This is a genomic window from Polaromonas sp. (assembly GCF_018780625.1).
Classification (GTDB): Bacteria; Pseudomonadota; Gammaproteobacteria; order Burkholderiales; family Burkholderiaceae_C; genus Polaromonas.
This window is the reverse complement of record NZ_JADMJK010000048.1, coordinates 20,310-46,523: the sequence shown is the minus strand read 5'-3', so window position 1 is coordinate 46,523 and position 26,214 is coordinate 20,310. Positions and strand designations below refer to the sequence as shown.

The following is a 26,214-nucleotide window of genomic DNA, read 5'->3' as shown; positions in this document are numbered from 1 at the left end:
AGGCCATCAGCTTGTCGATGTCACCACTTTGCAGCGCGTCGTAAAAAGCCGCTTCGATGTCGTCAGCGCTGCCGTTGCCGGCCGGCGGGAGTTTGGGTTTGGCCATAGGTCTATCAGTTTGAGTCAAAAACAGGCGGATTGATCGTGGGGCCCGCTGAAACGCCGCTTCGTGGTCTGCATCAAAAGGGCTGGGCTGCCAGATTTAACTATGTTAGTGTTAAGGCTTGCATTTTGGAGGCATTGCCATGAATTCCCGTTTTTTTAGTTTGGTCTTGGCTGCAGTATTAAGTTTGACGCTGACAGGCTGCGGCTACAACGATTTCCAGCGACTGGACGAGCAAACCAAGTCCGCTTGGTCCGAAGTTCTGAACCAGTATCAACGCCGTGCGGACCTGGTGCCCAATATAGTGGCAACAGTCAAGGGCGAAGCGGCCTTTGAGCAAGATACCCTGACCAAGGTCATTGAAGCGCGCGCCAAGGCAACGTCAATTCAAGTGACGCCCGAAACGCTCAATGATCCTGCCGCTTTCAACAAGTTTCAGGCGGCCCAGGGCGAGCTGGGCAGTGCGCTGAGCCGGCTCATGGTGGTGAGCGAGCGATACCCTGACCTCAAGGCCAACAAGGGTTTCAGCGATTTGCGGGTTCAACTCGAAGGCACCGAAAACCGCATCACGGTCGCACGCAACCGATACATCCAGTCGGTCCAGGAATACAACGTGCTGACGCGCAGTTTTCCCAGCAACCTGACAGCCATGGTGTTCAGCTACCAGGTCAAGCCGAACTTCACAGTACAAAACGAGACGCAGATTTCCGCGCCGCCGGTGGTCGACTTCAACAAGAAATAGGCGGACCATCGCGTTGACCTCAGGCTACCGCTCCCGCCTCATGGCATTGGGCTGGGCCACACTGTTGCTTGCGCTCTGCTTGCCCTTGGCCGCTTTGGCGCAAAGTGTGCAGCCGGTCCCGCCTCTGACAGCCCATGTCATGGACCAGACGGGCACCCTGAATGCCGCCCAGCTGCAGGCGCTTGAGGCCAAGCTGACGGCTTTCGAGCAAGCACGCGGCGCGCAGGTCGTGATGCTGATGCTGCCCACCACGGCACCCGAAGACATTGCGGCCTATGCGCAGCGGGTGGGCGACAGCTGGAAGATCGGGCGCAAGGCCATCGGGGACGGCTTGCTGCTGGTCGTGGCCAAAAACGACCGACAGGTTCGCATTGAAACGACCAAGGCGCTGGAAGGCGCCATCCCCGACCTGGCGGCGCGCCAGATCATAGACAGCGCCCTCACGCCGCGCTTCAAGCAAGGCGACTTCGCCGGGGGGCTGGATGCCGCTGCCGACCAGATCATCGCGCTGATCAGCGGTGAAAACCTGCCTGCGCCAGCCCCGCGCTCAGCCGGTGCCCAAAACATCAAGGGCTTTAACTGGATGGACCTGGCCGTGTTCCTGTTTTTTGCAGTGCCGGTTGGAGCCCGCGTGATTTCAAGTGTGGCCGGGCGCAAGGCGGGCTCGGTGATTACCGGCGGCGCCGTCGGTTTGCTGGCCTGGATTTTCACAAGCAGCCTGCTGATTGCAGGCATTGCCGCTTTGGCGGGTGTGGTGTTTGCGCTGCTTTCAAGCTTGGGCGCGCTCGGCAGTGGCGGCAGGTCTTCAGGCTGGGGCGGCATTGGCGGTGGCCACGGTCGCGGCGGCCCCTGGGGTGGTGGTGGTGGCGGATTTAGCAGCGGTGGTGGCGGAAATTTCGGGGGCGGCGGCGCTTCCGGTCGCTGGTAAATCGATGATGAACAAGTTGAAGCTTTTTGCCAGGCATTTGTGGCTGGATGCCTCCGATACCCGGCGTGCCGTTCCACCCGATCTGCTGGAACGACTGGCCCAGCGCGTGGCAGCCAGCGAGCGGCGCCACAGCGGCGAGATACGCATTTGCGTGGAATCGTCGCTGCCCCTCAGCTATCTGTGGCGGCTCAGCGCGCAGACCACGATCGCCGACCTCACACGGCAGCGGGCTGTGGCGATGTTCAGCAAGCTCGGGGTCTGGGACACCGAGCAGAACAACGGCGTGCTGATTTATCTCCTGCTGGCCGAGCATGCGATCGAAATCGTGGCAGACCGTGGCCTGGCGCGGCATGCTGACCCGGCGCAATGGCGGGAGATCGTGGCCCATATGAGCCAGGCGTTTCGCGATAAACGCTATGAGGACGGGCTGACGCAGGCATTGGAGGAAACCTCTGCAGTACTGGTGGCGCATTTTCCGCTGGGTTCACAAACAACGCAGCCGCCGCCTCCCAACGAACTGCCGGATATGCCTTTGCTGCAGTAGCCAGCCGGCGATACAAGAAATTGCATTCACATCAGGGCCAACACAGCCACAAAAACACGCCGCGCCGGCCACTTTGTCCGCTCCGGCTGAGAGCGGCCAAACAGCCTGGTTTTCGGGCCCATGAAAAAAGCCCCTGCGTTCAGACAGAGGCTTTTTGATGTGAAGTCCGGGGTTTTACGGTCCGCAAGGACTGGTCAACACCGCAAACCTGAAGGCTATTTTTTCTGACGATACTTGCGCAGCGCGGCAATTTGGGCCGCCATTACCAGCAGTTCCGATTGCGCCAGGGCGATGTCAATATCGGTCTTGGCATTTTTCAGCGCTTCTTCAGCAGCCGCTTTGGCAGCCGTGGCTTTGGCTTCGTCCAGGTCCTTGCCGCGAATGGCGGTATCGCTCAATACTGTCACGCAATGGGGCTGCACTTCGAGCAGGCCACCGGCGACAAACACAAACTCTTCGGTGCCATCCGCCTTTTCAATGCGCACGGCACCCGGCCGAATGCGGGTGATCAGCGGCGTGTGGCGCGGGTAGATACCCAACTCGCCCGCTTCACCTGGCAACGCCACAAACCGGGCTTCACCGGAGAAGATGGACTCTTCTGCGCTGACAACATCGACGTGGATGGTATTCATACGTACTCCAATTTAAAAGATGAGAAGAAAGTTGGTGCTTGAAAAACCATCAGGCGGCTTGTTCAAGCACCGGCTTTACTTACATCTTTTTGGCTTTTTCGAAGGCTTCGTCGATGGTACCAACCATGTAGAAGGCCTGCTCTGGCAGGTGGTCGCACTCGCCAGCCACAATCATCTTGAAGCCGCGAATGGTTTCGGCCAAGCTGACGTACTTGCCGGGCGAACCGGTGAACACTTCAGCCACATGGAAAGGCTGTGACAGGAAGCGCTGGATTTTACGCGCGCGGGCCACGGCCAGCTTGTCTTCAGGCGCCAGTTCGTCCATGCCCAGAATCGCGATAATGTCGCGCAATTCCTTGTAGCGCTGCAGCGTACCCTGCACTGCGCGGGCAGTCGCGTAGTGGTCTTCACCCACGACGTTGGGGTCCAGCTGGCGGCTGGTCGAATCCAGCGGATCGACAGCGGGATAGATACCCAGCGAAGCGATGTCACGCGACAGCACCACGGTGGAATCCAGGTGGGCGAAGGTCGTGGCAGGCGATGGGTCGGTCAAGTCATCGGCAGGCACGTAAACGGCCTGGATGGACGTGATCGAGCCGACTTTGGTCGACGTAATACGCTCTTGCAAGCGGCCCATTTCTTCGGCCAGCGTAGGCTGGTAGCCCACGGCGGAAGGCATACGACCCAGCAGCGCGGACACTTCGGTACCGGCCAGCGTGTAGCGGTAGATGTTGTCCACAAAGAACAGCACGTCGCGGCCTTCGTCACGGAAAGACTCGGCAATCGTCAGGCCGGTCAGCGCCACGCGCAAACGGTTGCCTGGAGGCTCGTTCATCTGACCGTAGACCATGGCTACTTTGGATTCACCGAGGTTCTCGAGGTTCACCACGCCGGAATCGGCCATCTCGTGGTAGAAGTCGTTGCCTTCCCGGGTACGCTCGCCCACACCGGCAAACACGGACAGACCCGAGTGCGCCTTGGCGATGTTGTTGATCAACTCCATCATGTTCACGGTCTTGCCCACACCGGCACCGCCGAACAGACCCACTTTGCCGCCCTTGGCGAACGGGCAAATCAGGTCAATCACCTTGATGCCGGTTTCCAGCAATTCCTGGGAAGGGCTCAGTTCGTCATAGGCTGGCGCCTTGCGGTGAATGGAAGCGGTGAGTTCCTGGCTGACCGGGCCGCGCTCGTCAATCGGCGCGCCGAGCACGTCCATGATGCGGCCCAGCGTGGCTTTTCCCACGGGAACCGTAATGGGCGCACCGGTGTTGTACACCATGTTGCCGCGGCGCATGCCGTCTGACGTGCCCAGTGCAATGGTACGGACAATGCCGTCACCGAGCTGCTGCTGGACTTCCAGCGTCAACGATGAGCCTTCCATCTTGAGCGCGTCATAAATCTTTGGCATCTGGTTGCGCGCAAACTCCACGTCAACCACCGCACCGATACACTGAACAATCTTGCCTTGAACCTGAGCCATGATTGGATCCTTTTCTGTTCTTTAAATCTTGGAAATCGCGGTTTAAACCGCTGCGGCACCGGCAACGATTTCCGAAAGTTCTTTCGTGATCGCCGCTTGACGCGTTTTGTTGTAAATCAATTTGAGTTCACCAATCACGCTGCCAGCGTTGTCGGTTGCAGACTTCATGGCCACCATACGGGCCGATTGCTCGGACGCCATGTTTTCAGCCACGGCCTGCAGCACCAGCGCTTCCACGTAGCGCACCAACAGATCGTCAATCACGGACTGCGGGTCCGGCTCATAAAGGTAGTCCCAGCCGTGCTGTTCCTTGTCGGCCTGCAGGCGGTCCGCCGTCAACGGCAGCAGCTGCTCGATCACCGATTCCTGCTTCATCGTGTTGATGAACTTGGTGTAGCAGAGGTAAACCGCCTTGACCTTGCCTTCGCTGTACGCGTCGAGCAGCACCTTGACGGGACCGATCAATTTTTCGAGATGCGGCTTGTCACCGAGTTGCGTGACGTGGGAGACCACCTTGACGCCAACGCGATTCATGAAGCTCAGGCCCTTGTTGCCAATGGCAACGGCCTGCGCGTCAAGCCCTGCCGCCTGCAGATCCTTGAGCCTGGCGGTCACGGCACGAAGAACGTTGGTGTTCAAACCGCCGCACAGACCCTTGTCAGTCGTCACCACGATAAACCCGGTCGTCTTGGCGTCGTTGGACTCCATGAACACATGGCTGTACTCGGGATTGGCCTGACTCAGGTTGGCCGTGATGTTGCGAATCTTGTCGCTGTAAGGACGGGCAGCGCGCATCCGTTCCTGCGCCTTGCGCATTTTGGAGGCCGCCACCATTTCCATGGCTTTGGTGATCTTGCGGGTGTTTTCCACCGATTTGATCTTGCCGCGTATTTCCTTGCCTGCTGCCATGTGGATTCCTAATGGTTTCTAGAAAGCTTGCCTTGACTTTGTGAAGTCAGGCGAGCTCAGGCAAACGACTTCTTGAACGCCGCCACTGCCGTGGTCAGTTCCGCTTCAGCGTCCTTGTCCATGGCTTTGTTGGCTTCAAGTTTGGCCATCAAGGGCGCATGCTTGTCCTTGAGCCAGGCGTGCAGCCCGTGCTCAAAAGCCAGCACTTTCTTGACTTCCACATCGTCCATGAAGCCTTTGTTCACTGCGAACAGCGTGGCGCCCATGGTCGAGATGGACAGGGGCGAGTACTGCGCCTGCTTGAGCAACTCGGTCACGCGGGCACCGCGGTCCAGCTGCTTGCGGGTGGCTTCGTCCAGGTCGGAAGCAAACTGCGCAAAAGCAGCCAGTTCACGGTACTGGGCCAAGTCGGTACGGATACCGCCAGACAGGTTCTTGATCAGCTTGGTCTGAGCCGCACCACCCACACGCGACACCGAAATACCGGCGTTGATCGCAGGACGGATGCCGGCATTGAACAGGCTGGTTTCCAGGAAAATCTGGCCATCGGTGATCGAAATCACGTTGGTTGGCACGAAAGCGGACACGTCGCCGGCTTGCGTTTCAATGATAGGCAGAGCGGTCAGTGAACCGGTCTTGCCTTTCACGGCACCTTTGGTGAAGTCTTCAACATACTTCTCGTTCACGCGCGCTGCACGCTCAAGCAAACGGCTGTGCAGATAGAACACGTCGCCAGGGTAGGCTTCGCGGCCTGGTGGACGGCGCAGCAACAGCGATACCTGACGGTAGGCCACGGCCTGCTTGGACAGATCGTCATACACGATCAGCGCGTCTTGGCCGCGATCGCGGAAGTACTCGCCCATGGTGCAACCGGAGTAGGCGCTCACGTATTGCATGGCTGCCGACTCGGAAGCGGAAGCGGCCACCACAATGGTGTATTCCATGGCGCCAGCTTGCTCCAGCGAGCGCACCACGTTCTTGATCGAAGACGCTTTTTGGCCAATCGCGACATAGACGCATGAAACGCCCGTGCCTTTTTGGTTGATGATGGCGTCGATGGCCACAGCGGTCTTGCCGGTCTGGCGGTCGCCAATGATCAGTTCGCGCTGGCCACGGCCAACAGGCACCATGGAGTCGATGGACTTCAGGCCGGTTTGCAGGGGCTGGTCGACCGATTTACGGGCGATCACGCCAGGCGCGACTTTTTCAATCACGTCGGTCAACTTGGCGTTGATGGGACCTTTGCCGTCAATCGGCTGGCCCAGGGCATTGACCACGCGACCCAGCAGCTCGGGGCCGACCGGGACTTCCAGAATGCGGCCCGTGCACTTGACGGTGTCGCCTTCAGCGATGTGTTCGTACTCGCCCAGAATCACGGAGCCGACGGAGTCGCGCTCAAGATTCAGCGCCAGGCCATAGGTTGGCGTGCCGTCAGCGGTTGCCGGGAATTCGAGCATTTCGCCCTGCATCACATCGGACAAGCCGTGGATGCGGACGATACCGTCGGCCACGGACACCACGGTGCCCTGGTTACGGATGTCGGCACTGACGGTCAAGCCTTCGATACGGCTCTTGATCAATTCAGAAATTTCTGCGGGATTGAGTTGCATGACTCTTTCCTTCTTTCTATGTTGTTGGCTAAAAACCTGGGGACTGCGCCGGAGCGCCAGCTCAAGAAATCAGCGCCACTTTCATTTGCTCTAAACGGGCTTTCACCGAGGTGTCCAGCACCTCGTCACCCACGACCGCGCGAATCCCGCCTATCAGCGAAGGATCAATCTCGACCTTGACGCTGAGCTTGCGCCCAAAACGCTTTTCCAGCGTAGCGGCGACATCGGCAAGCGCCTGCGCATCCAGCGCAAAAGCGCTGTAAACAACTGCATCGCTGGAGCCGCTTGCCGCGTTCTTGAGGGAACGAAACTGGTTGGCGATCTCGGGCAGTGCAGGCAGGCGCGCGTTTTCGATCAGGAGCCGCAAGAAATTCTTGGCGGCATCCGGCAAAGTGGCTTTCACCACGCCGGTCATCACGTCGAATACCTGCGCCGTCTCGACCTTTGGATTCTCGGCGAGTTGGAGCAGTTGCGGATCTTCTGCGACAGCTGCCAGCTCATCGAGCCAGACAGCGGTAGCAGCGAGATCGGAGCCCTGCGCCTTGAACAGCGCTTCCGCGTAAGGGCGGGCAATGGTTGCAAGTTCGGCCATAGTTTTCTCTAGCGTGCGCTTACAGCTCGGTTTTCAGACGGGCCAGCAGGTCTGCATGAACACCGGCATTGACTTCCTTGCGGAGAATCTGCTCGGCGCCCTTGACAGCCAGCAAAGCGACCTGCTCACGCAGTGCCTCGCGGGCCTTGACCGTTTGTTGACCTGCTTCGACCTGCGCTGCAGCAATGATCTTGCCTGCTTCTTCCGTGGCTTTGGCCTTGGCCTCTTCCACGATGGCCTGACCACGACGCTCGGCGTCGGCCAGGCGTACGGCGGTCTCGTTGCGCGACGAAGACAGTTCGGCCTCGACACGCTTGTTGGCAGTGGCGAGTTCGCTCTTGGCTTTGTCGGCAGCGGCAAGGCCGTCGGCGATTTTCTGTGCCCGTTCGTCCAGCGCTTTTGTGATCGGGGGCCACACGAACTTCATCGTGAACCACACCAGGATCGCAAAAACGACAGCCTGCAGGAACAGGGTTGCGTTAATGTTCACGGCTTATTCCTTATCCAACGTGACAGGGGTGCCGGGGAATTACAGAACGAAAGGGTTGGCAAAAGCGAACAGCAGGGCAATCGCCACACCGATCAGGAAAGCAGCGTCAATCAGACCGGCCAAAATGAACATTTTGGTTTGCAGTTCATTCATCAGCTCAGGCTGGCGAGCCGAAGCTTCGAGGAATTTGCCGCCCATCAGGGCGATACCGATAGAGGCACCAATAGCGCCGAGACCGACGATCAGACCACAAGCCAGCGCGACGAAGCCGAGAACGTTTTCCATGATTTATCCTTAAAAGTGAGAAGAGAAGCGAAGAAAAAAGAAAGATTAGTGTGAATCGTGGGCCTGCCCCACGTAGATCAACGTCAACATCATGAAGATGAAGGCTTGCAGCGTGATCACCAGGATGTGGAAAATACTCCACACGGTTCCGGCGACAACATGCCCGAATCCTAGCCAGAAACCACCCGTGAGGGGGTTGAACTGCCAGGCCCATACGCCGCCCATCAGGGCGATCAGCATGAAAACCAATTCACCGGCAAACATGTTGCCGAACAACCGCATGCCGTGCGAAACGGTCTTGGCGGTAAATTCAATCATCTGCATCAAAAAATTGATCGGATACAGAAACCATTTGTCGCCGAAGGGTGCTGCCACGAGTTCGTGCGCCCAGCCGCCAATGCCCTTGATCTTGATGTTGTACACCAGGCAAACAATCAGCACGCTGAAGGAAAGACCCAATGTGGTGGACAAGTCAGCCGTTGGCACAACGCGCATGTAATCCTTGTAGCCCAGCGCAGGACCGGCACCATGCCACAGCGCGGGAATCGCATCCACAGGAAGCATATCCATGGCGTTCATCAGAAAAATCCAGACAAACACGGACAGCGCCAGAGGCGACACCAGTTTACGGCTCTTGGCATTGTGCACAACGCCCTTGGCCTGGTTTTCAACCATCTCAGCCAAAATTTCGACAGCGGCCTGAAAGCGGCCCGGCACACCGGAAGTTGCCTTGCGCGCAGCACGCCACAAAAAGAAGGACCCAATCACACCCAACAAGATGGAATAAAACACCGAGTCCAGATTGAACAGACTGAAGTCAACAATGCCCACCTGCTCGACGTTCTGGAAAGAAAAGTCTTTTTGCAGATGATGCAAGTGATGACGGATGTACTCCCCGGCCGTCGGGGCGTTTGTTCCAGCGTTTTCAGCAGCAGCCATAGGTCAGCAGTCCATCAATTCATTAAATATTCTTGAGTGACTTTGCTGGCGCCAAGCGCAGCCACATGGCCACCCAGTACACCTTCATCGTCACCACAAACCCAGCCAGCAACGCCAGCCAACTCAAATCCGCAATCAGCCTTGGCGCGGCAAACAACATTGCCACCGTCAAGGCGATCTTGACCAACTCCCACACAAAAAATCCCAGCAACGCAGAATTGCCATGCGCCATCGACTTCTGTCGCGACAACCCCCGGGCAAACAGTGCGGCGGGAATCACCACCGCCAAAGCCCCATAAGCGGCCGACCAGCCCATCCGGGACTGCCCCGTCAGCAACCAGGCCAGCAAAGCCACCAACAAACCCACGACGGCCTGCCCCGCCAATACCATCCAGACAGAGACAGCAGGATTCAGCGCGCGAATCTTTTGCGCCTCTTCGTGCGTCAAGGGCTTGAACCCTTCCTCTACAGCCTCATCTACAACTTCTGTCCAGTGGACAGCAGCATCCTGAGCGTCAGGTGTGATGAGCGAATTTGTTATTTTGACAGTCACAAATTACACCAAGGTTACGAGGCGCTTATTAGCAAAGCCTTTGATTATACGTAGAAACCCCCGTGCTTGGATAGTCCCTGCGCGCGCCATTTTTATTTCTGGTGATTGAAGTCCCCGTGCGGGTGCGCCCGGCGAGTAAGCCACAATCGTGCCGTGCGAAGTATGCCGCACCGAAAAAATGCCTTTCCGCACGCCGCGACACCCGTCACACCGCCTCGTGCTGATGCGGCCACCTCGCCATAACCCCCTTCGACGAAAGACCCGCTCATGTACGCTCTGATGAATTTCCTGCACCTGCTCGCTGCAATTGTCTGGCTGGGCGGTGTCAGTTTTGTGTTGGTTGCCTTGCGCCCTGCCGTGGCAGCGCTATTGCCGCCGCCGCAGCGCCTGCCGCTGATGGCGCAAGTGCTGAGCCGGTTTTTCGCGCTGGTGTGGCTGAGCATCGGGCTGCTGCTGCTGACCGGCTTGCCCATGCTGCTGAGCGTTGGAATGAAGGGCGCGCCTATTGGCTGGCACCTGATGCTGGGCATTGGCCTGTTGATGTTTGCGCTGTTCGGCCATCTTTATTTTGGTCCATTCCGCCGCCTCAAGCAGGCGGTGAGCGCGTCAAACTGGCCGGAAGGCGGCCGCCGCGCCGGGCAAATCGTATTTTTGGCGCTTCTCAACCTGGTACTGGGCGCACTGGCTATTGGCGCGGTCATTTTTCTGGCCTGACGCGTGACCCGTTCACTGCGATGACCCATGGCACCGCCCATTTCCTATCAGCGAGACGCCGGTCATGAGCACCTCTAAAAAGGCAGCACGAAAGAGTTCGCATTGGGAAGATCGCCTGAGAGCGTCGCTGCCCACGCGCGAAGTGCTTGCGGCCCATCCCTGGCTCAAGCCGGTCGCCCACCGGCTGCTGGACCCGCAGTTGTGGCGCCTGCAGCATGAAGCGGTGGCGCGCGGCGTGGCGATCGGCATTTTCTGGGCTTTCGCGCTGCCAGTGGCGCAGATTCTGGCAGCGGTCGTTTTTTGTGTCTGGTGGCGCGGCAACATCGCCGTGGCCGCAGGCCTGACATTGATCACCAACCCGTTCACGATCGGTTTCTGGCTTTGGCTGGCCTACCGGGTCGGCAGTCTGGTGATGGTGGCGCCGCCGCCAGCACCCCTGGCCGAAGGCGCTGGCGTTCTCGCCTGGCTGGGGTCGGTGGGGGCCCCTACTATTTTGGGCATGGGCATTTTCGCGGTGGGCGGCGCGGCCGCCGGCTACGTCATCGCCAAACTCGCCTGGCGCGTGCGCATCTGGCTCAAACGCCGCAACCGCTAGGCCCCACACGCCCGCCAACGCCCTCCCCGCATCTCAACCAGGAACTCTCACCATGACGTCCTCCTCTGAAAACACCCCCAAAACGAAGCCCGCCCCAGCACAGCCAGAGTCGCTGATTGAGTACCCGTCGCAGTTCCCCATCAAGGTCATGGGCCTCAAGGCCGAAGGCTATGTCCACGCGATCACCGTCATCGCCCATCAGTTTGACCCGGCCTTTGACGCCGCCACCATCGAACTGCGCGAAAGCAAGGGCGGCAAGTACCTGGGCGTGACCATCACCGTCACCGCCACCAGTCGCGAGCAGCTCGACGAACTCTACCGCACGCTGTCCACGCACCCGATGGTCAAAGTGGTGCTGTGAGACGCTGAGCCAGATGCTGTTCATGCAGACCCATGTGCACCAACTCGGCCAGGTCGACTACCTGCCGACCTACCAGGCGATGCAGGACTTCACCGCTGCGCGCGACGAAACCACGCCCGATTCGCTATGGATTTGCGAGCACCATGCGGTCTACACCCAAGGGCTGGCCGGGAAAATCGACCACATCCTGAACCCGGACGACATTCCGGTGGTGCAAACCAACCGGGGCGGCCAGGTGACGTTTCATGGCCCCGGCCAGGTGGTGGCCTACCCGCTGATCGACCTCAAGCGGGCTGGCTATTTCATCAAGGAATATGTCTACCGTATCGAGGAATCCGTGATCCGCACGCTGGCGCATTTTGGCGTGACGGGCCACCGCGTGGCGGGCGCGCCCGGCATTTACGTGCGGCTGGACGATCCGTTTTCACACGCTGCGTTGACCGGCCCCGTGGCGCCGTCCGACCCGTTTCGCGGCCTGGGCAAAATCGCCGCGCTGGGCATCAAGGTCAGCCGCCACTGCACCTACCATGGCGTCGCGCTCAACGTGGCGATGGACCTGGAACCCTTCTCGCGCATCAACCCCTGCGGCTATGCCGGACTGCAAACCACAGACCTTTCTACAATCGGGGTTTCGGCCAGCTGGCAGGAGGCGGCGGGCGTACTGAGCCAAAAGCTCGTGACCCACCTGGCCCCCTGAACGCCTACCCCCGACAAGACACCAAGCACACCCCACACACCATGACCACTCCAGAAGCCACCCCTACCGCCAATCCTGTTGTCCGTGAAGTTCAAAGTGTGGAGGACTACAACCCGCTGGCCAAGCAGAAGGCCGCCGCCAAGCTGTCGCGCATTCCGGTCAAGGTCGAACGCGGCGAAGTGCTCAAAAAGCCGGACTGGATTCGCGTCAAGGCGGGCAGCCCGAGCACGCGCTTTTACGAGATCAAGGACATCCTGCGCCAGAACAAGCTGGTCACGGTCTGCGAGGAAGCCAGCTGCCCCAACATTGGCGAATGCTTCGGCAAAGGAACGGCGACCTTCATGATCATGGGCGACAAATGCACGCGGCGCTGCCCGTTTTGCGACGTGGGCCATGGCCGCCCTGACCCGCTGGACGTACACGAGCCCGAGAACCTGGCCAGGACCATTGCCGCGCTCAGGCTCAAGTACGTGGTGATCACCAGCGTCGACCGCGACGACCTGCGTGACGGTGGTGCCCAGCATTTTGTCGACTGCATCGCCCGCATCCGCGAACTCTCGCCCACCACGCAAATCGAGGTGCTGGTGCCCGACTTCCGCGGCCGCGACGACCGCGCGCTGGAGATTTTGAAAGCCGCGCCGCCCGACGTGATGAACCACAACCTGGAAACCGCGCCGCGCCTGTACAAGGAAGCGCGCCCCGGCAGCGACTACCAGTTCTCGCTGAACCTGCTGAAAAAATTCAAGGCGCTGCACCCCAACGTGCCGACCAAGAGCGGCATCATGGTCGGCCTGGGCGAGACCGACGAGGAAATTTTGCAGGTCATGCAGGACATGCGCGACCACGGCATCAACATGCTGACGATTGGCCAGTACCTGGCGCCGTCCACCAGCCACCTGCCGGTGCGCCGCTATGTGCACCCGGACACCTTCAAGATGTTTGAAGCCAGGGCCTACGAGATGGGCTTCAGCCACGCTGCCGTGGGCGCCATGGTGCGCTCCAGCTACCATGCCGACCAGCAGGCCGGGCATGTGCTGGCAGCAGGCTCGGGCGCCTGAGCCTTCACTACACTTTCAATAGCTACTCAGGCCCATCAAGCATGGGCTTGAACCCTATTACATGCAAAACTCTCCGCTGAACCCCGGCCCGTGGTTCAACCCCCATTCGATCGAACCCCTGGCCGACGCAGGCGCCTGGGCGCGCGGCCTGATGCTTTACCGCGGCCAGAAAGTGCTGGATCTGCAGATAGACCCCCAAGGCGAAGGCTGGCTGCTGCAGGGCGAAGTGCAGGGCAGCCAGCGCCAGCCCTACCTGCTTACCATCGACATGGCGCTGATGCCCGACGGCGCGGTCGACTACTGGGACAGCCGTTGCAGCTGCCCGGTGGGACGCCAGTGCAAACACGGTGTGGCATTGATGATCAAGGCCGCCTACCACGGCCTGCTGGTGATGGGCCGCGATGGGCATTTCGCTGCAGCGCGCACACCGCCCACCCCCGAACAACGCGAGGCCGCCCGTCAAGCCACCCAGGCCCGCGCCGAGGACATTGCCCGGCTTGAAGCCGAAGCCCAGCTGATGCGCTGGTGCGAGGCGCTGGACCAGGCCAGCGCCTCGCCTGCGCCCGGCGGCACGCCCAGGACGGGTCGCGCCCCACAGTATGTGTACCTGCTTGGCGTGACCGGCAGCACTGGCCCGAAGCCGCAACTGAAGCTGGAAGCCGTGGTGTCTTCGGCCAAAGCCAGCGGCGGCTGGACCAAAGGCAAGGCCATTCGCACGCCACCACGCCCTGGCCTGGCGGTCTACGACCAGGCCAGTGACGCTGATCGCTACGTGCTGCAGCTGCTGCGTTCCATGCCCGACAGCGGTGGCCACTACTGGAACTATGGCTTCACCGCCAATGTCTTGCTCGACGGCCATGCGAGCCCCGTGGCGCTTGAACAAGCCGCCAGCACCGGCCGCCTGTTTCTGGAAGACGGAAAGTCAAGCGCCGGCGCCGCCCTGCAGTGGGGACCGCCGCAGGCGCTGGACTGGCACTGGCAGGAAGTGCCCAGTCCCTACGCGGCCGAGCCCGGCTGGGCATTGCGTGCCAGGCTGGCGCCGGCGGTGCCAGGCACGCGCCTCGGCCCCGGCGCCATCCTGTGCCTGAACAGCCCGCCGCTCTACCTGGACGCCGACAACGGCCTGTGCGGCCCGGTACAAACCCAGGGACTGACGGATGCCCAGCTGGCGGTGCTGCTCAGTGCCCCGCCGCTCAAACCATCGGCCCTGCAAAAGCACCAGGTCCCGCTGATGCAGCGACTCGGGCCTTTGCCGCTGCCGCCCATGCTGCAACGTATTGCCAAGCTGCAGGGCATCACGCCACTGGCCTGCGTGCACCTGTCACCCAACACTCCCCTGGATGCGCCCTACCGGGGACTGATTCAGGCGCAATTGCGCTTTGACTACCAGGGGCATCGCGGCTGGTGGGCCGGCCAGGGCCTGTCCGTGCTGGTTGACGGGCCGACAGGCCGCGTGCTGCTGCAACGCGACGGCGAAGCCGAACTGGACGCCATCACCCGCCTGATGGACCTGGGGTTGATGGCCACCGACGGCGGCATCTTCGGCATTCCGGGCGACACCTCGCAGCAGGACTGGCTGCACTGGGCCGACAACGACTTTTCAGTGCTGCGCAATGCCGGCTTCGAGCTCACGCTGGATGCGGCCTTGACCGACTGGATCACGCATGCCGACAAGCTCGACGTGCAGCTGCAGCCGCAGGGTGACGACGAGGCCAGTTCCCCGTGGTTCGACCTGTCGCTGGGCATGGAAATCAACGGCCAGCGCCACAACATCCTGCCCTGGCTGCCCGAGCTGATTGCCGCCGCGGCCGGCAGCGCGCCCGACCCGGCCACCGGCCAGCCCCAGCTGCCGCCCTTTGTGTATTTGCCCGCGCCGGGCGGCGGCTTTATCCGCCTGCCCACCGACGCGCTCAAGCCCTGGATGGCCGCGCTGCTGGAGCTGGTGGGCGACCGCGCCCATGATTTTTCGGGCGACAGCCTCACGCTGTCGCGGCTGGACGCGCTGCGCACCGGCGCCGCCCTGGGCGAAGGCGCGGTGTGGGACGGCGCCCAGCGCTTGAGGGATCTGGTGCAGCAGCTCACCGGCCACGCCGAGCTGCCCGAAGTACCCGTGCCGGCCGGCCTGGCCGCCAGCCTGCGACCCTACCAGCAGCAGGGCCTGAACTGGCTGCAGTTTTTGCGCCAGCACGGCCTGAGCGGCATCCTGGCCGACGACATGGGTCTGGGCAAAACGCTGCAAACGCTGGCCCATGTGCTGGTCGAAAAACAGGCCGGGCGCCTGACCCGACCGGCGCTGATCGTGGCCCCCGTGAGCCTGATGGGCAACTGGCGGCGCGAGGCCGAGCGTTTCACGCCCGGGCTGCGCACGCTGGTGCTGCACGGCAAGGAGCGCCACGAATCGGCCGACCAGATGGCCACGCACGACCTGGTGATCGTGCCCTATTCACTGCTGCAGCGCGACCGCGAGCGCTGGCTGAAGCAGCGCTGGCACCTGGTGGTGCTGGACGAAGCGCAGAACATCAAAAACGCGAGCACGCATGCCGCGCAGGTAGTGAGCGAACTGCAAACCCGGCATCGCCTGTGCCTGTCCGGCACGCCCATGGAAAACCACCTGGGCGAGTTGTGGAGCCTGTTCCACTTCCTGATGCCCGGCTTTCTGGGCAGCCAGGCCCGCTTCAAGGACTTGTTTCGCAACCCCATCGAAAAGCAGGGCGACACCGAACGGCTGGCCCAGTTGCGCCGCCGCATCACGCCCTTCATGCTGCGCCGCACCAAGCGCGAGGTGGCCACCGAGTTGCCCGACAAGATTGAAAGCGTCTCCAGCATCGAGCTGTCGGGCAAGCAGGCCGACCTCTACGAAACCATACGCCTGAGCACGGAAAAAGCGGTGCGCGACGCGCTCGCCAGCAAGGGCCTGGCCAAGTCGCAGATCCAGATTCTGGACGCGCTGCTCAAGCTGCGCCAGGTCTGCTGCGACCCGCGCCTGCTGCCGCTGGCGTCGGCCAAAAAAGTCAAGCAGTCGGCCAAGCTGGAGCACCTGATGGAGTTGCTGCCCGAGATGCTGGCCGAGGGCCGGCGGGTGCTGCTGTTTTCAAGCTTCACCAGCATGCTGTCGCTGATCGAGGACGAACTCAAGGCGCGCGGCCTACCGTGGGTCAAGCTCACCGGCCAGTCGCAAAAGCGCGACGAGATCATCGGGCGCTTTACCTCGGGCGCGGTGCCGCTGTTCCTGATCAGCCTGAAAGCCGGCGGCGTGGGCCTGAACCTGCCACAGGCCGACACCGTGATTCACTACGACCCCTGGTGGAACCCGGCCGCCGAAAACCAGGCCACCGACCGTGCCCACCGGATCGGACAAAAAAACCAGGTTTTCGTCTACAAGCTGGTGGCGCAAGGCACGATTGAAGAACGCATCCTGGCGCTGCAAGAGCGCAAGGCCGCGCTGGCCGAAAGCATGTACAGCGGCTCGGTGGCGCGCAAGCAGCCGATGTTTACCGAAAGTGATCTGGCCGCACTGTTCATGCCGCTGGGCGCCTGAACGGCGCCATTCGCCGTCAACGCCGCCACGGCGGCACGGGCTTGAAGCGCGCCTGCACAAAGGAAAGAAACAGCTTGACCCGCGCCGACATGCCGTGGCGCCCATCCACCAGCGCCACGATGCCGGCCTCTGGCAGGTGCCAGTCTTCCAGCACGCGCACCAGTCGACCCGCAGCCAGACTTTCGGCCACGTCCCATTCGGAACGCATGATCAGCCCCTTGCCCCTGAGGGCCCACTGCCGCACCACATCGCCGTCGTTGCTGCTCAGAATCGATGGCACCCGGACCGACACCTCCCCGCCATTCTTGCGAAAGCGCCAGAGGGTCACGTCTTCCTGATTTTCACGCAGCGCAATGCAGTCGTGCGTCACCAGCTCCTGCGGCTTGCGCGGCGCCGGGTGCCGGGCCAGATAGTCAGGCGCGCCGCACACGAAACGCGCATTGGGCGCGATGGGATAGGCGACCATGCTCGAATCGGCAAGATTGCCGATGTGCACGATCATGTCGAAGCGGCTCGCATCGGCTGCAGAAATCACGTCGCTGAGGGTCAGAGACACCATCAGCTTGGGATGCAGGGCATGAAAATCGGCAATGGCGGCCGCCAGGTGGTGCCGGCCAAAACCCAGGGGACCGCAAACATGCAGCGTCCCGGCCACCTCGCCCGATCGCGAGCGGACGCTGTCGATCAGGTCATCAAGTTGCGCGAGCAGGCCAACGGCTCCCGCATAGAACAATTCGCCCTCGTCGGTGAGGCTGAAGCGCCGGGTGCTGCGGTGGACCAGGTGCAGGCCCAGGCGGGTCTCCAGTTGCCGCAGGCGCTGCGACACCGCCGATGCCGTCACGTCCATGCGCCGGGCAGCCTCGGCCAGGGACCCCCCTTCGGCGACCGCCATGAAGAAACGAAGGTCAGTGATGTCGTTGGACATTGTTTAGTTTATTTAACGGTATAGGTGGCGTGCCACAAGTTTATTCTACGCAATCAATCACCACGCGAACGGGTCATGAAGCCCTTCAAAAAAGGGAAAGCGTCATGATCGCGCACTGCGATTGGCTGGTTCGCCAATTCAGACGCAAAAAAAGCCGCGCGGGTTGCCCCTTGCGGCCCTGCATCAAACCATGCAGCGATTCTGGATCAACCGCCGCGCGCTTTTTTGAGTCCGTCCAGCAACACATTGACCGCCTCCGCGCCGATATTGGGCACATGCTTGTCGTAGACGGGCTTGATCCTGGCGATCACGCGGGCCTTCTCTGCTTCGGAAAACTCGTTGACCAGCATGCCCTTGGCCTTGAGGATGGCGAGTGATTTTTCATCCTGCGCGCGGCTGGCATCACGCTGGACCGTCTGCCCTGCCAGTGCTGCTTCACGCAGCACCGCCTGCTCCTGCGGATTGAGCTGATCCCACAGCTTCTTGCTGTACAGCACAAAGAAGGGAGAGTAGGCATGACGCGTCACCGACAGATACTTCTGCACCTCGTTGAGCTTGGATGTCTCGATCGTGGCAAAGGGATTTTCCTGGCCGTCAATGGTCTTGGTTTCGAGCGCGGTGAACACTTCACCAAAGGCCATCGGCAGGGGGTTGGCGCCCAGCGTCTTGAAGGTGTCCAAGAAAATGTTGTTCTGCATCACGCGCACCTTGACGCCTTCAAAGTCTTCGACCCTGGCGACCGGGCGCTTGCTGTTGGTCAGGTTGCGAAAGCCGTTTTCCCAGTAGGCCAGGTTCACCAGTCCGGCGTCTTCGAGCTTTTTGTTGAAGTACTTGCCCGCCGGGCCATCCATCACGGCATAGGCTTCTTTTTCGCTGGCGAACAGGAAGGGCAGGTCAAACGCGCCCAATTCCTTGACAATGCCGACCAATGCCGAGCCGGATGTGCAAACGATCTCCTGCGTACCCGCCCGCGTGGCTTGGGCCGCTGCCAGGTCACCGCCGGCCGAGCCGCCCCAGAAGGCGTTGATCTTCATCTTGCCGCCGGTCTTGGCGGCCAGCACTTCCTGCATCTTCTTGACGCCAATGCCGACCGAGTGGTCTTCGTTCACGCCATTGGTGAACTTGATGGTGCGTTCGGCAAACTGGGCAAATGCTGCGGTACTGACCAGCAAGGCTGCACCTACGAGGGCTGATACGAGGGTTCTGCGTTTGAACATGGTTGTCTCCTGTAATTAAACGACTGGGGTTGGGGGAAAAGGGGTCACCGCATCCACCACTGCAGTGGCACGGTGACGATAGCGGGGAAAAGAACCAGCAAAAACAGCACGGCAAGCTGCGCCATCAGGAAGGGCAGCACGCCCTTGAAGGCGTCGTCCATGCTGATCTTGGCGACGCCGCACACGACGTTGAGCACAGTGCCCACCGGCGGCGTGATCAGGCCGATGGCGTTGTTCATGATGAACATGATGCCGAAGTAGACCGGATCAATGCCGGCCTTGAGCACCAGGGGCATCAGCACCGGCGTCAGAATCAGCACGGTGGGCGTGAAGTCCAGCGCGGTGCCAACGGCCACGATCAGCACCATCATCATGAACATCAACAGCAGCTTGTTGTCCATGAAGGGCGCCATCATGTTGGCGACTTCCGTCGGAATATTCGCCACCGTGATTAGCCAGGCGCTGACCATGGCGGCGGCCACCAGGAACATCACGACCGCGGTCGTCTTGCCGGCAGCCAGGATCACGCCGTACAGTTGCGACCATTTGAGTTCGCGGTAGATGAACATGCCCACAACAAAGCTATAAACCGCCGCCACGACGGCGGCTTCGGTCGGCGTAAATACGCCAAACTTCATGCCGCCAATGATGACAATGGGCAGTGCCAGCGCGAAGCCGCCCTCGGCCGTGATACGCAAGCGCTCGGGCAGCGTCGGTTGGGGCGCAGGAAGAACGTTTTCCCGCTTTGCCAACCACCACCAGGTCAGGCCGATCGCCAGACCCATCAGCAGGCCGGGCACAATGCCGGCAAGAAACAGTTTGGTGATGGACACATTGCCCGCGACACCAAAAATAATCATGCCGATCGACGGCGGGATCACCGGCGCAATGATGCCGCCCGAAGCGATCAGCCCCGAGGCCCGGCCCACGTTGTAGCCGGCGGCCCGCATCATCGGAATCAGCAGCGCGGCCAGCGCGGCCGTGTCGGCGACGGCCGAGCCCGACAGCGAGGCCATGATCACCGCGGCAATCACCGTGACGTAGCCCAGGCCTCCGCGAAAGTGCCCGACCCAGGCCATGGCCAAATTGATGATGCGCCGGCTCAGGCCGCCGGCATTCATGAACTCCCCCGCGAGCAAAAAGAAGGGCACCGCCAGCAGCGGGAAGTTGTCGGCGCCTTCCACAAAACGCTGGGCCAAAATCTGGCTGTCAAACGTCACCAGGCCACTGGTCGCACCCAGGAACGCCATCAGAGCGACGCCGCAGACCAGCAGCGCATAGGCGATCGGCATGCCGATGGCCATGGCGGCCAGCAGGCTGAGAACAAAGACGCTGACGGTCATACCCTGGCCTCGTGCATCGGCTTGTCAACCTGGGCCATGCCTTCGGTCTCGACCACCTGCACCAGCTCGTCTTCACTGATCTGCCCGCGCATCAGGCGGTACAGCATATTGAGATTGATGATGCCCATCACCACGCTGACGACGTAGCCTATGCCATAAATCCAGATCATGGAAATGCCGGCCACCGGCGACACATTGCTCACCTGCAGCTCATGCATCTTCCAGGTTCCCAGAAAAAACAGCCCGTTGCAAAGCAGCATCAGGCTTTCACTGAGGAACAGGCACACCTTCTTGCCCAGCACCGGCAGGTGCTTGATCAGCGTGTCCACGCCGAGATGGCCGCCTTCGTGCATGGCCACCATGGCGCCGATGTAGGTCAGCCAGATGAAGCAATAGCGCGACATTTCATCCGAGATCAGGAGGCTGGAGTTAAAACCATAGCGCAGCACCACGTTGCCGAACACCATGACCACCATGGCCACCATGCAAACCACCACCAGCAGCTCCAGCAGCTTGAAGAACCAGTGAACCGAATCATTGATTATTTTTTGCAAGGTCATCCTCCATTTGTTGTTGATGTTGTTGATGTTGTTTTGACAACCCGTCGCTCAATACGCGACCCGCGAACCCAGGCCGCGCTGGTCGGCCAGGCGCACGGCCAGGTCGGCCACCACCAGGTCCTGCAGGGCCACCCCCGTGCCATCGAAAAGGGTGATTTCCTCTGCGCTGCGGCGCCCGTCGCAAAGCCCCGCGATCACTGCGCCAAGGCTGCCGCGCAGGCTTTGCAGCGTGATCAGCCCGGCGCTATAGGCGTGCTGGCACTCGCCGATGGTGATGGCCTGCGCCGCCTCATCCACGAACAGGGCCGCATCGGCCACCAGGGCAGGATCGAGTTCCTGCTTGCCCACGGTGTCGGCCCCCATGGCACTGATATGGGTGCCGGGACGGACCCAGGATTTTTCAATCAGGGCCCGCTGCGACGGCGTCACGGTGATCAGAATGTCGGCGTTGGCCGCTACCGCCTGGCAGTCGGCTTGCGGCGCGTATTCAAGCCCCAATTCGGCCACCAGACGGCCGAAGGTCACAAGATTTTCGGCAGACGGGTCCCACGCGTAGACCTTTCGGACAGGCCGCACAGCCAGCGTCGCGCGCAACTGGTAGGCTGACTGGACGCCGGTGCCGATGATGCCGAGCACGGTACTGTCCTGGCGCGACAGGTACTTGGTGGCGATGGCACTGGCGGCGCCGGTGCGCACGCCGGTCAGGTAGTTGGCGCTGACCAGGGCCGAAGCGCGACCGGTTTGCGGATCGAACAACAAAGTCGAAGACTGGTGATTGGTCAGGCCCAGGGCCAGGTTGTGCGGCCAGTAACCGCCCGCCTTGAGGCCAAGAATGGGCACACTGGTGTCACAGCCGGTCTTGACGCCATAAACCGCATCCCGATAGCCCACCACCTCGCGCACGACCGGGTAATTGCGGGCCTGGCCGCGCGCCATGGCGACGAAGGATTTTTCGACGGCCGCGATGACGTCCTCAACGCCCACCAGGTCGCGCGCGTCCTGCTCAGAAATGATCAACATGTTGTTATCCTTTTGCCTGCCACACCAGTCACACCAGTCTTACCAGCCACTGAAACGTTGCCAGGCCGCAGTGATCTCGTGGTCCGTCCCCAGCACGCTGTAATGACCGTACTGCGCTGCGGTGGAGCACGCATGGTTGGGCAGAATCCGGACCTGGGTACCGACGGGCAGGTGCAGCGCGCCGTCCACCTTGCCGGACCGGTGCGCCATGATGCCGTGCTCCTGGTTGGCACCCACCAGCATGAGGTCGTCCAGCGGTTGGCCGTCCAGGTCGCAGACCAGGCCGTAGCCCTGGTCCACGGGCTGCTTGGCCGTGCCGCGGTCGCGCGACATGGCCATCCACCCGGCATCCAGAATGGTCCAGCCTTTTTCGCGCTGGTGCCCGATCACCGTGGCCAGGACCGACAGGGCAATGTCATCGGTTTGGCAGACGTTCAGGCCGGCCATCACCAGATCAAAGAAGACGAACACACCGGCGCGCACCTCGGTCACGCCATCCAGATGCTCGGCGAACAACGCGGTCGGCGTCGAGCCCACGCTGACGACCGGGCACGCGATGCCCGCCGCCCGCAGGCGCTCGGCCGCGTGAACAACGGCGGCGCGCTCCTGCTCGGCCATGGCGCGTATCGCGTCCACGGTAAAGGCGTCATAGGAACTGCCGGCATGGGTCAGCACCCCCTTCACCGGGAGGCCCGCACTTTCGAGGAACTGACCGATCTCGATGAGCTCGGCCGCGTCGGGCTTCACGCCCGAACGGTGACCGTCCGAATCGATCTCTATCAGGAGGTCGAACTGGCGCTGCGTCGCCCTGGCGCGATCGGCCAGCAAACGGGCGGTTTCCATGCTGTCCAGGATGAGCGACAGCCGCACGCCCTGGTCCTGCAGGGCCATCACATGGTCAATCTTGTTGGGCGCGATGCAGACGGCGTACAGGATGTCCGTGACCCCGTGCGCCGCGAAGTACTCGGCCTCGCGCAGGGTGGAGACTGTGATCGGGCCTTGCGGTGTCTCCATGAGGCGGCGCGCCACGTCGATGCACTTGTTGGTCTTGACGTGCGGTCGAAACACGACCCCGAGGCGCTGCACCTGGCTGCGCATGCGCGCGATGTTGCGGTCCATCCGGGCCTCATCAAGAATCAGCGCCGGTGTTTCCAGTTGTTCCATCACTTGGTTGGCCATCTCAGTTTCCTTCGCCTTGCGTTTCACGTGCCAGTACGCGTCCGGGTCGCGCGCCGGTCGATCGGCCTTCGCGCCAGACCATGGTGCCATTGACAATCACGGTGTCGATGCCGCGCGACGGCGCAATCGGTTTTTCATAGGTGGCGGCCTCGTCGACCGTGTCGGCATCGAACAGGGTCAGGTCGGCGTACGCGCCTTCCTTGAGCACGCCCCGGTCCTTCAGGCCAAAGTTCTTCGCCGTCAGGCCGGTCATCTTGTGCACGGCGGTCTCCAGCGGGAACAGCCCGAGCAGGCGGCCATAGTGGCCCAGCACGCGCGAAAAACTGCCCCACAGGCGCGGGTGCGGCGCCGCGTCGTGCGGCAGCCCATCGGAGCCGATCATGGTCTGGTCGAACTTCAGGATGCGCTGCACGTCGGCCTCGTCCATCCTGAAGTAGATCGCGCCGGCAGGCAGCAGGCGCTGCACCGCATCCTCCTGGGAGACACCCATTTTTTTCGCGATATCGGCCAGGTCCTGGCCGGCGTACTCCGGCAGCGTTTTCGACCAGCTGACAATGACGCGGGTGGAACTGGCCGCCCGGTCAGCCGACAGGATGGTGGAGCCGGCCGTGTAGGGATAGCAGTCCAGGCAGATCGGCTGCCTGGCCATGTTTTTCTCGATGAAGTCCAGCGTTTCCTCGGACCTGCCGTAGTTCGCCTGCCCCACCAGCTTGTGGTGCGAGATCACCACCGGCACCCCGACCTCGCGGCCGATGCGAAAGCTTTCCTCCAGCGAGTCGATCACCCGGTCCGCCTCGTTGCGCATGTGGGTGCAATACAGGCCGTTGAATTCCTTGAGCGGGCGGCAGATCTCGATCACCTCCTCGGTCGGCGCCGCAATCGACGGCTCGTAGAACAGGCCGGTGGACACGCCGATGGCGCCAGCGCGCATGGCCTCGTCGACCAGGGCGCGCATGGCCTCGATTTCAGCCGCAGTCGCGGGCTGCATCAGGTCATCCATGGTGGCCACGCGCAAGGTGGTGTGGCCCACCAGCATGGCGCAGTTGGTGGCCGCCGGCTGGGCCCGCAGCGCATCCAGGTAAGCGGCGAAACTGGGGAACCGGAACCACCCGCCCTCGTCGTCGAGCAGGTTCAGCGGCGGCGTGACAGGGTTGGGGATGGGGCGCGGCATGGGCGCCAGCGACACACCGCAATTGCCGCCGATCACCGTCGTCACGCCCTGGCTGACCTTGGGTGCCATATCGCCGCCGGACAGCATGATGCGGTCATCGTGGGTGTGGGCATCAATAAAACCTGGCGCCGCGATGCGACCCGCCAGGTCGATCTCCACGTCGCCATGCAGCGCCGCAAGGTCGCCGATGCGCGCAATGCGGTCGCCGCAAATGCCGATGTCGCCCGTGAAACGGGGCGCGCCAGTGCCATCGACGATGCTGGCGTTGCGAATCAATAGATCAAAGTTTTTTTGCATCAGAGGCCTTGGGGGTTGATGTTTTTTTATTGGCCGCACAAGGGCGCGCCATGCATCTGACAGAGGATGTTGAGCAGTTCGGGAATCATTTTTTCGCCCCCGCCCACGTTTGCAGCCGTGACAAAGGTCTGATGAACCGCCTCGCCCACAAAGGCGCCGACCTGCAGCTCTTCTGCCATGTGGGTGAAGTAGCGCAAATCCTTGCCCGCGTTGATCAGGGAGAACAGCATGCTGCCCGGCGCCCCACTTTCAAGAAACGGCATCAGGCGCTTGAGGACCACGCTGTCGCCGCCGCCGGTGGCCAGCACCTGGGTCAGCACGTTGCGGTCGACCCCGGCCTTGCCGGCGCAGGTGTAGGCCTCCGCGAGCAGGGCCAGGGTGCCCAGGGAAATGTAGTTGTGCAGCAACTTCATGCGATGGCCGGAACCGACCTCGCCGCCGATGTAGATGTTTTCGCTATAGGCTTCAACCAGCGGACGGATCTCCGCCAGCGTGGCGGCATCGCCACCGAGCATGGTGTTGACACAGCCGTCTTCGGCATGCTGCGAGGTCCGGGTCATGGGCGCATCGACATAACGCCCGCCGCGCGCCTGCACCGCCGCCGCCACCTTGACGGTCGACACCGGATCGGCGGTCGTGCCGTCGACCACAATGCTCCCGGCCCGCAAGCCTTCCAGCAACCCGTGCGGACCATAGACACAGGCTTCCACCTGGGGCGATCCGGTGACACACATGAACACCACATCGGCCGCGGCCGCCACCTCTTTGGCCGTCGCCACCGTTTGCGCGCCCATTTGGATCAGGTCATCAATCGGCTGGTTACCGGGATGGTCCAGCAGCGTCATGGCGTGCCCCTGCTTGAGCAGGTTTTTCGCCAGGCCATGGCCCATCAGGCCGACGCCGATAAAGCCGAGTTTTCTGTTCGCAGACATGTTTATTCCTTTCAGTGCCTCGTGTTCGATCAGCGCGCGTAGTCAGGTTGTTCGCCGTCGAGCTTGCGGCGCAGCGCATCAAGATGCAGCCGTGCCCAGTGCTCGCGCTCGCGCCCGAACTGCTGCACGGTTTTTTCCGCGATGTCGTGCGGAACCCGCCGCAGCGGCCGGTTGCAGCTCATGGCCTTGACCTGCAGTTCTGCCGCGCGCTCCAGGTAATACAGCCGGTCGAAGGCCTGGGCCACCGAAGCGCCGACCACGATCACGCCATGGTGCGCCAGGAACAGCACATGTTTGTCGCCCATCTGGCGGGCGATGCGCTCGCCTTCGCGCGGGTCATGCGCCAGGCCGTGGTAGCTGTCGTCGTACGCGACATCGTCATAGAACCGCAAGGCCTCCTGCGACGCGGGCTCCAGCCGGCCGTTGTCCAGCATAGTGATGGCGGTGGCGTACGGCATATGCGTGTGAAGTACGCAGCGCGCCGCGGGATGAATGGCGTGAATCTGCCCATGGATGTTGAAGGCGGCAAAACCGCCATCACGCGCCCCGAGCTGGTCCACGCCGTGCGCGTCGATCAGCATCAACTCGCTCGCCCGCGCTTCGGAAAAGTACATGCCCCACGGGTTGAGCAAAAACCGCAAGGGTTCGTCTCGCACCCTCAGGCTGAAATGGCTGCATACACCGGCCTGCCCGCTGAACATGGCAGCGCCGCGGAATGCGGCCGCGAGATCCTTGCGGTCCTCTATGAAATTACTTTCCACCTCATGGCCTCCAGGCAATCAAGTCAAGCGATAAAA

General features: G+C 61.7%; 27 protein-coding genes. 9 read left to right on the top strand and 18 right to left on the bottom strand.

The features are described from left to right. Positions 1-245 precede the first annotated feature (245 nt). Genes IV091_RS04175 through IV091_RS04165 form a run of 3 tightly spaced genes read left to right on the top strand, consistent with a single transcriptional unit; the run spans position 246 to position 2,317 of the window. Complete coding sequence (locus tag IV091_RS04175; RefSeq protein WP_293465524.1) at positions 246-845, top strand: LemA family protein; 600 nt, start codon at positions 246-248, stop codon at positions 843-845. Positions 846-885: 40 nt separating this feature from the next. Then, positions 886-1,773, top strand: coding sequence for a TPM domain-containing protein (locus tag IV091_RS04170; RefSeq protein ID WP_293465521.1), 888 nt, complete (start codon positions 886-888; stop codon positions 1,771-1,773). A 4-nt stretch (positions 1,774-1,777) separates the two neighbouring features. After that, positions 1,778-2,317 (top strand): TPM domain-containing protein, encoded by a 540-nt coding sequence (locus IV091_RS04165; RefSeq protein WP_293465517.1) that lies wholly within the window; start codon positions 1,778-1,780, stop codon positions 2,315-2,317. Between the two features lie 215 nt (positions 2,318-2,532). On the opposite strand, the gene IV091_RS04160 is transcribed toward IV091_RS04165, so the two are convergent. The 9 genes from IV091_RS04160 to IV091_RS04120 all read right to left on the bottom strand — a co-directional run bounded on the left by IV091_RS04160 (position 2,533) and on the right by IV091_RS04120 (position 9,705). After that, positions 2,533-2,949, bottom strand: coding sequence for a F0F1 ATP synthase subunit epsilon (locus tag IV091_RS04160; protein WP_293465514.1), 417 nt, complete (start codon positions 2,947-2,949; stop codon positions 2,533-2,535). 79 nt (positions 2,950-3,028) lie between these two features. Beyond that, the gene (gene atpD / locus IV091_RS04155; protein ID WP_293465511.1) at positions 3,029-4,432 is read right to left on the bottom strand and encodes a F0F1 ATP synthase subunit beta; all 1,404 of its coding nucleotides are present in this window, start codon (positions 4,430-4,432) and stop codon (positions 3,029-3,031) included. Positions 4,433-4,474: 42 nt separating this feature from the next. Next, positions 4,475-5,341: a F0F1 ATP synthase subunit gamma gene (gene atpG / locus IV091_RS04150; protein WP_293465508.1), complete on the bottom strand. Its 867-nt coding sequence runs from the start codon at positions 5,339-5,341 to the stop codon at positions 4,475-4,477. A 56-nt stretch (positions 5,342-5,397) separates the two neighbouring features. After that, entirely contained in the window at positions 5,398-6,951 is a 1,554-nt protein-coding gene (gene atpA / locus IV091_RS04145) for a F0F1 ATP synthase subunit alpha (RefSeq protein ID WP_293465505.1), read from the bottom strand. Positions 6,952-7,012: 61 nt separating this feature from the next. Then, positions 7,013-7,543 carry a F0F1 ATP synthase subunit delta gene (locus IV091_RS04140; protein ID WP_293465502.1) on the bottom strand — a complete coding sequence of 177 codons (531 nt, stop codon included), beginning with the start codon at positions 7,541-7,543 and terminating at the stop codon, positions 7,013-7,015. Between the two features lie 19 nt (positions 7,544-7,562). After that, positions 7,563-8,033 (bottom strand): F0F1 ATP synthase subunit B, encoded by a 471-nt coding sequence (locus IV091_RS04135; RefSeq protein ID WP_293465499.1) that lies wholly within the window; start codon positions 8,031-8,033, stop codon positions 7,563-7,565. Between the two features lie 39 nt (positions 8,034-8,072). Beyond that, positions 8,073-8,318 (bottom strand): F0F1 ATP synthase subunit C, encoded by a 246-nt coding sequence (gene atpE, locus IV091_RS04130; RefSeq protein WP_059759036.1) that lies wholly within the window; start codon positions 8,316-8,318, stop codon positions 8,073-8,075. Positions 8,319-8,363: 45 nt separating this feature from the next. Then, positions 8,364-9,257 carry a F0F1 ATP synthase subunit A gene (atpB, locus tag IV091_RS04125; protein ID WP_293465493.1) on the bottom strand — a complete coding sequence of 298 codons (894 nt, stop codon included), beginning with the start codon at positions 9,255-9,257 and terminating at the stop codon, positions 8,364-8,366. A gap of 22 nt (positions 9,258-9,279) precedes the next feature. Beyond that, the gene (locus IV091_RS04120) at positions 9,280-9,705 is read right to left on the bottom strand and encodes an ATP synthase subunit I (RefSeq protein WP_293465491.1); all 426 of its coding nucleotides are present in this window, start codon (positions 9,703-9,705) and stop codon (positions 9,280-9,282) included. Between the two features lie 372 nt (positions 9,706-10,077). Between IV091_RS04120 and IV091_RS04115 the strand changes: the two genes are divergently transcribed. From IV091_RS04115 to IV091_RS04090, 6 genes are all read left to right on the top strand, one after another. Continuing rightward, on the top strand, positions 10,078-10,524 hold the full coding sequence (locus IV091_RS04115; protein ID WP_293465490.1) for a DUF4149 domain-containing protein: 447 nt from the start codon (positions 10,078-10,080) through the stop codon (positions 10,522-10,524). 64 nt (positions 10,525-10,588) lie between these two features. Next, entirely contained in the window at positions 10,589-11,119 is a 531-nt protein-coding gene (locus IV091_RS04110) for a DUF2062 domain-containing protein (RefSeq protein ID WP_293465488.1), read from the top strand. 52 nt (positions 11,120-11,171) lie between these two features. Beyond that, positions 11,172-11,480 carry a DUF493 family protein gene (locus IV091_RS04105; protein ID WP_293465486.1) on the top strand — a complete coding sequence of 103 codons (309 nt, stop codon included), beginning with the start codon at positions 11,172-11,174 and terminating at the stop codon, positions 11,478-11,480. Positions 11,481-11,502: 22 nt separating this feature from the next. Continuing rightward, on the top strand, positions 11,503-12,177 hold the full coding sequence (gene lipB / locus IV091_RS04100) for a lipoyl(octanoyl) transferase LipB (RefSeq protein ID WP_293465484.1): 675 nt from the start codon (positions 11,503-11,505) through the stop codon (positions 12,175-12,177). A 41-nt stretch (positions 12,178-12,218) separates the two neighbouring features. After that, positions 12,219-13,235, top strand: a complete 1,017-nt coding sequence (gene lipA / locus IV091_RS04095) for a lipoyl synthase (protein ID WP_293465482.1) — start codon at positions 12,219-12,221, stop codon at positions 13,233-13,235. A gap of 61 nt (positions 13,236-13,296) precedes the next feature. Then, positions 13,297-16,773, top strand: coding sequence for a DEAD/DEAH box helicase (locus tag IV091_RS04090; protein WP_293465480.1), 3,477 nt, complete (start codon positions 13,297-13,299; stop codon positions 16,771-16,773). A 16-nt stretch (positions 16,774-16,789) separates the two neighbouring features. Here the strand turns inward: IV091_RS04090 and IV091_RS04085 are convergent, their stop codons facing one another. The 9 genes from IV091_RS04085 to IV091_RS04045 all read right to left on the bottom strand — a co-directional run bounded on the left by IV091_RS04085 (position 16,790) and on the right by IV091_RS04045 (position 26,178). After that, a complete protein-coding gene (locus IV091_RS04085; protein ID WP_293465478.1) occupies positions 16,790-17,698 on the bottom strand; it encodes a LysR family transcriptional regulator in 909 nt (302 codons plus the stop codon). 206 nt (positions 17,699-17,904) lie between these two features. Beyond that, positions 17,905-18,915 (bottom strand): TRAP transporter substrate-binding protein, encoded by a 1,011-nt coding sequence (locus IV091_RS04080; RefSeq protein WP_293465476.1) that lies wholly within the window; start codon positions 18,913-18,915, stop codon positions 17,905-17,907. 44 nt (positions 18,916-18,959) lie between these two features. After that, the gene (locus IV091_RS04075; RefSeq protein ID WP_293465473.1) at positions 18,960-20,258 is read right to left on the bottom strand and encodes a TRAP transporter large permease subunit; all 1,299 of its coding nucleotides are present in this window, start codon (positions 20,256-20,258) and stop codon (positions 18,960-18,962) included. Next, positions 20,255-20,812 carry a TRAP transporter small permease gene (locus IV091_RS04070; RefSeq protein ID WP_293465470.1) on the bottom strand — a complete coding sequence of 186 codons (558 nt, stop codon included), beginning with the start codon at positions 20,810-20,812 and terminating at the stop codon, positions 20,255-20,257. The genes IV091_RS04075 and IV091_RS04070 overlap by 4 nt, the downstream gene beginning before the upstream one ends. 54 nt (positions 20,813-20,866) lie before the next feature. Next, positions 20,867-21,838 (bottom strand): ornithine cyclodeaminase family protein, encoded by a 972-nt coding sequence (locus IV091_RS04065; protein ID WP_293465467.1) that lies wholly within the window; start codon positions 21,836-21,838, stop codon positions 20,867-20,869. 39 nt (positions 21,839-21,877) lie between these two features. Continuing rightward, a complete protein-coding gene (locus tag IV091_RS04060) occupies positions 21,878-23,017 on the bottom strand; it encodes a DSD1 family PLP-dependent enzyme (RefSeq protein ID WP_293465464.1) in 1,140 nt (379 codons plus the stop codon). A 1-nt stretch (position 23,018) separates the two neighbouring features. Further along, positions 23,019-24,485, bottom strand: a complete 1,467-nt coding sequence (locus IV091_RS04055; RefSeq protein ID WP_293465461.1) for a D-aminoacylase — start codon at positions 24,483-24,485, stop codon at positions 23,019-23,021. 26 nt (positions 24,486-24,511) lie between these two features. Continuing rightward, entirely contained in the window at positions 24,512-25,417 is a 906-nt protein-coding gene (locus tag IV091_RS04050; RefSeq protein WP_293465458.1) for an NAD(P)-dependent oxidoreductase, read from the bottom strand. Between the two features lie 29 nt (positions 25,418-25,446). Beyond that, positions 25,447-26,178 (bottom strand): aldolase, encoded by a 732-nt coding sequence (locus tag IV091_RS04045; protein ID WP_293465455.1) that lies wholly within the window; start codon positions 26,176-26,178, stop codon positions 25,447-25,449. Between the last annotated feature and the right edge of the window lie 36 nt (positions 26,179-26,214).

Excerpts from the sequence above, each read along its gene's own strand:
- IV091_RS04175 (WP_293465524.1), top strand. The coding sequence starts at position 246 with ATGAATTCCCGTTTTTTTAGTTTGGTCTTGGCTGCAGTATTAAGTTTG.
- IV091_RS04170 (WP_293465521.1), top strand. The coding sequence starts at position 886 with ATGGCATTGGGCTGGGCCACACTGTTGCTTGCGCTCTGCTTGCCCTTG.
- IV091_RS04165 (WP_293465517.1), top strand. The coding sequence starts at position 1,778 with ATGATGAACAAGTTGAAGCTTTTTGCCAGGCATTTGTGGCTGGATGCC.
- IV091_RS04160 (WP_293465514.1), bottom strand. The coding sequence starts at position 2,949 with ATGAATACCATCCACGTCGATGTTGTCAGCGCAGAAGAGTCCATCTTC.
- atpD (WP_293465511.1), bottom strand. The coding sequence starts at position 4,432 with ATGGCTCAGGTTCAAGGCAAGATTGTTCAGTGTATCGGTGCGGTGGTT.
- atpG (WP_293465508.1), bottom strand. The coding sequence starts at position 5,341 with ATGGCAGCAGGCAAGGAAATACGCGGCAAGATCAAATCGGTGGAAAAC.
- atpA (WP_293465505.1), bottom strand. The coding sequence starts at position 6,951 with ATGCAACTCAATCCCGCAGAAATTTCTGAATTGATCAAGAGCCGTATC.
- IV091_RS04140 (WP_293465502.1), bottom strand. The coding sequence starts at position 7,543 with ATGGCCGAACTTGCAACCATTGCCCGCCCTTACGCGGAAGCGCTGTTC.
- atpE (WP_059759036.1), bottom strand. The coding sequence starts at position 8,318 with ATGGAAAACGTTCTCGGCTTCGTCGCGCTGGCTTGTGGTCTGATCGTC.
- atpB (WP_293465493.1), bottom strand. The coding sequence starts at position 9,257 with ATGGCTGCTGCTGAAAACGCTGGAACAAACGCCCCGACGGCCGGGGAG.
- IV091_RS04115 (WP_293465490.1), top strand. The coding sequence starts at position 10,078 with ATGTACGCTCTGATGAATTTCCTGCACCTGCTCGCTGCAATTGTCTGG.
- IV091_RS04110 (WP_293465488.1), top strand. The coding sequence starts at position 10,589 with ATGAGCACCTCTAAAAAGGCAGCACGAAAGAGTTCGCATTGGGAAGAT.
- IV091_RS04105 (WP_293465486.1), top strand. The coding sequence starts at position 11,172 with ATGACGTCCTCCTCTGAAAACACCCCCAAAACGAAGCCCGCCCCAGCA.
- lipB (WP_293465484.1), top strand. The coding sequence starts at position 11,503 with ATGCAGACCCATGTGCACCAACTCGGCCAGGTCGACTACCTGCCGACC.
- lipA (WP_293465482.1), top strand. The coding sequence starts at position 12,219 with ATGACCACTCCAGAAGCCACCCCTACCGCCAATCCTGTTGTCCGTGAA.
- IV091_RS04090 (WP_293465480.1), top strand. The coding sequence starts at position 13,297 with ATGCAAAACTCTCCGCTGAACCCCGGCCCGTGGTTCAACCCCCATTCG.
- IV091_RS04085 (WP_293465478.1), bottom strand. The coding sequence starts at position 17,698 with ATGTCCAACGACATCACTGACCTTCGTTTCTTCATGGCGGTCGCCGAA.
- IV091_RS04080 (WP_293465476.1), bottom strand. The coding sequence starts at position 18,915 with ATGTTCAAACGCAGAACCCTCGTATCAGCCCTCGTAGGTGCAGCCTTG.
- IV091_RS04075 (WP_293465473.1), bottom strand. The coding sequence starts at position 20,258 with ATGACCGTCAGCGTCTTTGTTCTCAGCCTGCTGGCCGCCATGGCCATC.
- IV091_RS04065 (WP_293465467.1), bottom strand. The coding sequence starts at position 21,838 with ATGTTGATCATTTCTGAGCAGGACGCGCGCGACCTGGTGGGCGTTGAG.
- IV091_RS04060 (WP_293465464.1), bottom strand. The coding sequence starts at position 23,017 with ATGGCCAACCAAGTGATGGAACAACTGGAAACACCGGCGCTGATTCTT.
- IV091_RS04055 (WP_293465461.1), bottom strand. The coding sequence starts at position 24,485 with ATGCAAAAAAACTTTGATCTATTGATTCGCAACGCCAGCATCGTCGAT.
- IV091_RS04050 (WP_293465458.1), bottom strand. The coding sequence starts at position 25,417 with ATGTCTGCGAACAGAAAACTCGGCTTTATCGGCGTCGGCCTGATGGGC.